We start from the raw sequence: 7,058 nt of genomic DNA, 5'->3' as shown, positions 1-7,058 counted from the left end.
CTTGGGCGCCGCCATGCGCAAACTGCTGCAGATTGCCTATGGCGTGCTCAAGACGCAGCGACCTTATCAACCACGACAGGCCCTTTAGAGGACCTGTTGTGATTGGTGGGAGAGATGGTATCTACGGGGTTCATCCGGCGGCGAGAATCGTAGGTTGGATTGAGACGGTTCCATCGTCGAAGCCCAACGGGGCCGTACCAGAGCGAAAGCTGTTGGGCTTCGCTGCGCTCAGCCCAACCTACGGTGATCCTTGGGAGCAGCCTGAGGCTCAGAAAACCGCCAGCATCGTAGCGTGGAAAACCGCGTAGCCTTTTCCACTGGGGATTCGTGGCGAAGGGCACCCTCACCCCAACCCTCTCCCGAGGGGGAGAGGAGCTATCCGGGCGGGCATTCTTCTCCATCGGCACCGGCAAGCGCACGATCCGCCGCCATTGCCCAGTCCATAGGAGCGGGCCAAGGCCACAATGGAGATAGGACGTTACCTCTGCCCTACGCTAATACACCGCCAGGATCTCCTGCCGGTGCACCTTGCCTTCCACGGTCACCGCCACCTCGTCGCCCTCCTCCCGCCCGAGCAATGCCTGACCCAGGGGCGCGCGCGGGGAGATCACCAGCACCTCCTGGCCGTCCAGCCTGACCTTGAGTCCCGCCGCATCCGGGCCGAGGAACAGCCAGCGGCTGGCCGTGGCGGTAGTGAGTTCGATCAGGGCGCCGACGCGGACACCGTCGCTCATGGCCACGGGTGTCAGCGCGCGGTAGGCGGCCAGGGCCAGTTCGATCCCGTGCAGACGCCGGCGTTGGCCATCGGCCAGGTAGGCCGCTTCCAGACCGCGGGTGTCGTACTTGTTCTCGGCCTTGCTTTCGCTGTGGGTAGCCGCTTCATGGCTGGCCGCCAGCTGCTGGCTGATGACCTCGCGGTCGGCTTCCAGCGCCTGGAGAATGAGGTTTAGCAGTCGAGCTTTGTCCATGAAACTGTCGCCGGGGCAAAGGGTGCGAGCCGAGGCTCGGTACGAAAAGTCGCCGAGCGAAGGTCAGGCGAGGCGAAAAAGGCTAAGGAAGCGGAGTTTACGACTGGTAAATGAGCATTCCGAAGCCTTTTTCAACGAAGCATCACCGAGCGCAGACATTTTCCGTAACGAGCCTAAGGCCTAAACGCCGCGTCCCGCCAGCATCCCCGGTGCGCCTGTCTGCACGCCAGAACCCGTACGCGGGCCGCCGGTCAGTACAAGGCAGGATGTAACAGGACATAACAGATGCGCACCCTTACCGGACTCACCCTTCTGGCCCGCGGCGGTTATGCCGCCCGCGGTCTCGTCTATCTCATCATCGGCGTACTGGCGCTGCTGGCCGCACGGGGCTCCGGCCAGCCGGCGGACAGCCATGACAGCCTGGAAGCCCTCCTCGCCCAACCCTTCGGCCACTTCCTGGTCGGCCTGGTGGTGGTCGGCCTGGTCGCCTTCGCGGCCTGGCGCATCCTCCAGGCCATCCGCGATGTAGATGACCATGGCAGTAAGCCCAAGGGCCTAGTGATCCGCGCCGGCCTGCTGGTGGGTGGCATCACCTATGGCGCCCTGGCCTTCTTCGCCCTGGGCCTGCTGGTCAGCGGTCTGCGCCAGGGCGGTGGCTCGGGTGGGGAAAGCAGCGACCTGCTGCAGACGATCCTGAGCTGGCGCTATTCCAACCTGCTGGTGTACGTCGCCGCGCTGATTCCGCTGGGCGTGGGTCTCGCCCATTTCGTGAAGGGCTGGAAGGCCAGCTTCGAGCGCTACCTGGAAGCCAGTCCGGAGCAGCTGCGACTGATCCGGCCCATCGGCCGCTTCGGCCTGATCGCCCGGGGTGTGGCCTTCGTCGAGATCGCCGTCCTGCTGGTGGTCAGCGGCTCGCGCTACCAGGCGCTGCATCCGCCGGGCATGAAGGATGCCCTGAACGGCCTGCAGAATCTGCCCCTTGGCGGACTGGTGCTGTCCGTGGTCGGCCTCGGTCTGATCGCCTTCGCTTTCTACAGCTTCGCGGAAGCCTGGTGGCGGCGCATCGAGATGGACCTGCCGGACGTGGGCGGCTCGCTGCGCCAGGTATTGCCGCGCTAGACCAGCGCCAGCCGCTCGCGCATGGCGCGCCAGTGGCTGCCTTCCCAGAACAGTTTGTCGCAGTGCGGACAGTGCAGGAAATGCCGGTGGCGTTCCCGCACGCGCGGGGGCAGCCGGTCGGCGACGTCCGCCAGACTGACTGCCTGCAGACTCGAGTTGCAGGCCAGACAGCGCGAAAAGGGCAACGCCCAGGGACGCAGACCCAGGCGCTGATAGAGCTCCTGCAGCTGCGCCTCCGGGCGCAGGGCATGGACATAGCAGCCATGCAGCACCTGCCGTCGCTTGAGCAATTCGCGATCCCGGGTGAGCAGGATACGTCCCTCGCGCCGGGCGAGATCGGCCAGGGCCGGATCGGCATAGGCGTTGTCGTACAGGGTATCGAAGCCCGCCATGCGCAGACGCCGCGCCAACGCGCCGAGGTGGGCATCGGCGACGAAGCGCGGACGGTCGGCTTCCGGTTGACCCGCAGCGGATTCGCCCGACGTCTCGACCTGCGCGGGATGGACGACGACCTCATCGCCCTCCCCCAGCCGCTGCGTCAGCACGGCCGCCTCGCCGTTGATCAGCAGCAGACCCACCTCGGTATGGGGCACACCGAGGGCTTCGATCTGATGCTTGACGCTCGCCACCGCGGCGCATTCGACCCGGATCACCCGGCCGCGACGGCTCGGGGCCAGAAAGCGTTCGAGGGCGCCGTGGAAGCGAAAACTAGCCTGGGTCATGGCTTCACTATGCCAGCGGCCGACCCGGGCCTGGAGAGGGTTCCGATGGATGACCGTGCTAGGCCTCCACCAGACTCCACTGCTTGTTCAGCCGCTTGTCCGACACCGGCATCCGCGTGCCCAGCTGCTGGGCCCAGAGCGACACCCGATACTCTTCCAGCATCCAGCGATAGAGCTCCAGGTTGGCGTCGCGCTTGCCCTCCTGACCATGCTTGGCGGCGCGGGCGCGATACTGCTCCCAGAGTCCGGCCAGTTCGCCGCTCCAGACGCGATCGCGTTGCACCTGGCTGCCGAGCTTGTCGAAGCGCTGCTCGATGGCCTTCAGATAGCGCGGATACTCCTTGAGCCATTCCAGCGGCGTATCCCGAACGAAACCGGGATAGACCAGGCTGGCCAGTTGCGCCTTGATGTCGTTCAAGGCGACCGCCTGGGCCAGGTCGATGCGACCCTTGAATTTCTTCTGCAGGCCATGCCAGAGCTTGAGGATTTCCAGGGTCAGGCGCGCGATCCGTTCGGCCTGCTCGGTCCAGCCGCCCTTGCGCCGCTCGGCCAGTGAAGCCAGGCCGGCGCCATCGCGGGGCAGCTCGGCCTGGTCGGCGAGGATGGCCGCGTCCAGGCTGGCCAGCAGGATGTCTTCCACCAGCGCCTCTGGCCGACCCAGTTCGCGGTGCAGCAGGCCCAGTTCGGTGAGCCCGGGCAACTTGCCGCGCAAGAACTTGGCCTGCTCCGCCAGCTGCTGCAGCAGCAATCGCTGCAGGGCGCGGCGGTGCTGGTAGCGCGCTTCGGCCTGGGTGGCGAAGCGGCCTTCGCGCACCGTGCCCTGCTCGTCCACCAGCGCCGGATAGACCGTCATGGAAAGGCCGGCCACCTGCTGCTGGGTCTTGGCCGCCACCTCGGCGAAGGCCTTGGCCTCCACCGGGCGCTGCTCCTGGCGTTTCTGCGTCGGCAGGGCCAGAGCCGCCTGACTTTCCTGGGCGAAGCGCGCCGTCACCTCGGCCAGGTCGCGGCCTTCGCCCAGCGGCTTGCCCTGGGCATCGACCACCTCGAGATTCATGCGCAGGTGTGGATCCAGGCCGGCTTCGGCCTCCGGCCAGGCCTCGTCGGGGATACGGGCGCCGGTCATGCGCTGCAATTCGCGCCCTAGGGCCTCGTGCAGCGAGCCCTCGCCGAAGGGGATCTTGTCCAGCGCCGCACGAACGAAATCCGGTACCGGCACGAAGTTCTTGCGCAGCGCCTTGGGCAGGTTGCGCACCAGGGCCACGCAGCGATCATAGAGCAACCCCGGCACCAGCCAGTCGAGGCGCTGGGGCGGCAGCTGCGGCAACAGCGGCGCCGGCACCCGCAGGGTCACGCCGTCGCGCGGATGGGTCGGGTCGAATTCGTAGGACAGCGGCAGAATCAGCTCGCCCAGGCGCAGGGTGTCCGGATACTGGGCGGCGGTCACCTCGCTGGCTTCGCGGGCGAGGACATCTTCCTCGCGCATGATCAGCAGATCGGGCTGCCGGGCGCTCTCGCGGCGATACCAGCTGTCGAAGGTGGCGGTCTGGTAGACGTCCGCCGGCAGACGCGCGGCATAGTAGTCGAACAGCGTTTCCTCGTCGGCGAGGATGTCGCGGCGGCGGGCCTTGGCCTCCAGTTCGTCCAGCCGCTCCAGCAGCGCCCGGTTGGCGGCCAGGCACTTGGCGCGGCTGTTGATCTCGCCGCGCACCAGGCCTTCGCGGATGAACAGCTCGCGGGCGGCAGGCGGATCTATGGGGCCGAAATGCACCGGGCGGCGGCCGACCACGATCAGCCCGTACAGGGTGACCTGCTCATAGGCCACCACCTGGCCACGCTTCTTCTCCCAGTGCGGTTCCAGGTGGGTCTTCTTGACCAGGTGGCCCGCTACCGGCTCGATCCAGTCCGGTTCGATCTTGGCCACCATGCGCGCGAACAGCTTGGTGGTCTCCACCAGCTCCGCGGCCATGATCCAGTTGGGTTTCTTGCGGCCGATGACGCTGCTGGGATGGATCCAGAAGCGCCGCTGACGCGCCCCTAGGTAATCGCCGTCCTCGCTCTTCTGGCCGATCTGGCTGAGCAGGCCGGCGAGAATGGCCTTGTGCAGCGCCGCATAGCCACGGGCGCGTACCGCCGCCTCGCTGGCTTCGGCCTGTTGCTGGGCCTTGGCGTTGACGTGCTTGTCGGTGGTCGGCGCAGGCCGGTTGCCGACTTCCGCCGGTGCCGGCGCCGGACTGTCGGCCTTGCGCGCCTGGAGCCCCAGTTCGCGGCACAGCAGGGTCAGCTGGCGATGGGCATCGCGCCATTCGCGCAGCCGCAGGTAGTTGAGAAAGTGCTTGCGGCACCAGCTGCGCAGGGCGTTGGAACCCAGCGCCTGGCGCTGCTCTTCGAAGCCGTGCCAGAGATTGACCAGGGCGGCAAAGTCCGAATCCGGGTCCTTCCACTGGGCATGGGCCTGATCGGCCTGGGTCTGGCGGTCGGCCGGGCGCTCGCGCGGGTCCTGCACCGACAGGGCGCTGGTAACGATCAGCACCTCGGCGAGACTGCCCTGCTCGGTCGCCTCGAGCAGCATGCGGCCAAGGCGCGGATCGACGGGCAGGCGCGCCAGTTGCCGCCCCAGGGGCAGCAGGCGCCCCTCGACGTCCACCGCCGAGAGTTCCTGCAACAGGGTGAAGCCGTCCTTGATCGCCTTGCCATCCGGCGGCTCGATAAAGGGGAAGTCTTCGATGCGACCCAGACGCAGATGCAGCATCTGCAGGATCACCGCCGCCAGGTTGGTGCGCAGGATCTCCGGATCGGTAAAGGTCGGGCGACCGAGGAAATCCTCTTCGCTGTAGAGGCGGATGCAGATACCCGGCTCGACCCGGCCGCAGCGGCCCTTGCGCTGGTTGGCGCTGGCCTGGGAGATGGCTTCGATGGGCAGGCGCTGGACCTTGGCTCTATAGCTGTAGCGACTGATGCGCGCGGTGCCGCTGTCGATCACGTAGCGGATGCCGGGCACGGTCAGCGAGGTCTCGGCGACGTTGGTGGCCAGCACGATCTTGCGTCCCGGACGCGGCTGGAAAATCTTCTGCTGCTCGGCCGGCGTCAGCCGCGCATAGAGCGGCAGCACCTCGGTGAATTTCAGCTGGGCCTTGCGCAGGACCTCGGCGCAGTCGCGGATCTCGCGCTCGCCGGGCAGGAACACCAGCACATCGCCCGGACGCTGACCGACGCTGCGCTCGTGGGCCTCGATCTCGTCCAGCGCCTGGAGGATGCCCTGGTCCACCGAGAGGTCGTCCACCAGGCGCTCGCCGTCTTCGTCCACCTCGGCGCTGAGCGGCCGGTACCAGGTCTCCACCGGATAGGTCCGCCCGGACACCTCGACGATGGGCGCGCCGTCGAAGTGCCGGGAGAAGCGCTCCAGGTCGATGGTGGCCGAGGTGATGATCAGCTTGAGATCGGGGCGGCGCGGCAGCAGGGTCTTGAGAAAGCCCAGCAGGAAGTCGATGTTGAGACTGCGCTCGTGGGCTTCGTCGACGATGATGGTGTCGTAGCGTTCGAGAAAGCGGTCGTGCTGGGTCTCGGCCAGCAGGATGCCGTCGGTCATCAGCTTGATCAGGGTGGCATCGGTGCTCTGATCCTCGAACCGCACCTGATAGCCCACCAGTTCGCCCAGCGGCGAACCCAGTTCCTCCGCCACCCGGGCGCCCACGCTGCGCGCCGCCAGCCGGCGCGGCTGGGTGTGGCCGATCAGCCCCTGCACACCCCTGCCCAATTCCAGACAGATCTTGGGCAGCTGGGTGGTCTTGCCCGAGCCCGTTTCGCCGGCGATCACCACCACCTGATGGCCGGCGATGGCGCGCTTGATCTCCTCGCGCTTGGCGGCGATCGGCAGGGCGTCGTCGTAACGGATGTTAGGCACGCTGGCGCGCCGCGCCTCGACCTTGGCGCAAGAGGCCTGGAAACGCTCCAGCCACTGGGCTTCACGCGCCGGATCGGGTTGTTTCTGCAGGGCCTGGAGCTGGCGCCTCAGGCGATGGCGATCGGCGTTGAAGGCCTGATCCAGGTTGGCGGCGAGACGGGCAACGGAGGGGATATCGGTCATGAAACTCTTTCGACGGCGGTCGCTTGGACCGGTAAGTGTAAAAGAGTTGGGGGATGCGGCGGGGCTTTACAAGAACGGCGGGCGGAAAACGGCGGGATTACCCGCTCCTACGCGACGTCTGGTCGCGTAGGGGCAACACGGGGTCAGAGGCTGTTCAAAGGCTAG

The 7,058-nt window shown here is 67.0% G+C and carries 4 protein-coding genes; 1 reads left to right on the top strand and 3 read right to left on the bottom strand.

Going from position 1 to position 7,058, the window contains the following annotated elements; genetic code table 11:
- Positions 1-494 precede the first annotated feature (494 nt).
- Positions 495-968 carry a GreA/GreB family elongation factor gene (locus CFE50_RS12330; RefSeq protein WP_286733873.1) on the bottom strand — a complete coding sequence of 158 codons (474 nt, stop codon included), beginning with the start codon at positions 966-968 and terminating at the stop codon, positions 495-497.
- 285 nt (positions 969-1,253) lie between these two features.
- Here CFE50_RS12330 and CFE50_RS12325 point away from each other — a divergent pair, with 285 nt between their 5' ends.
- On the top strand, positions 1,254-2,087 hold the full coding sequence (locus CFE50_RS12325; protein ID WP_286733870.1) for a DUF1206 domain-containing protein: 834 nt from the start codon (positions 1,254-1,256) through the stop codon (positions 2,085-2,087).
- On the opposite strand, the gene CFE50_RS12320 is transcribed toward CFE50_RS12325, so the two are convergent.
- A complete protein-coding gene (locus tag CFE50_RS12320) occupies positions 2,084-2,809 on the bottom strand; it encodes a Mut7-C RNAse domain-containing protein (RefSeq protein ID WP_286733868.1) in 726 nt (241 codons plus the stop codon). The two genes, CFE50_RS12325 and CFE50_RS12320, sit on opposite strands and share 4 nt — an antisense overlap.
- A 58-nt stretch (positions 2,810-2,867) precedes the next feature.
- Positions 2,868-6,893, bottom strand: coding sequence for an ATP-dependent RNA helicase HrpA (hrpA, locus tag CFE50_RS12315; protein ID WP_286733867.1), 4,026 nt, complete (start codon positions 6,891-6,893; stop codon positions 2,868-2,870).
- Positions 6,894-7,058 lie beyond the last annotated feature (165 nt).

This window comes from Pseudomonas sp. PGPPP4 (assembly GCF_002256045.1).
Classification (GTDB): Bacteria; Pseudomonadota; Gammaproteobacteria; order Pseudomonadales; family Pseudomonadaceae; genus Chryseomonas; species Chryseomonas oryzihabitans.
Note: the sequence above shows the minus strand (reverse complement) of the source record. Positions and strands in the feature narration are given on the sequence as shown.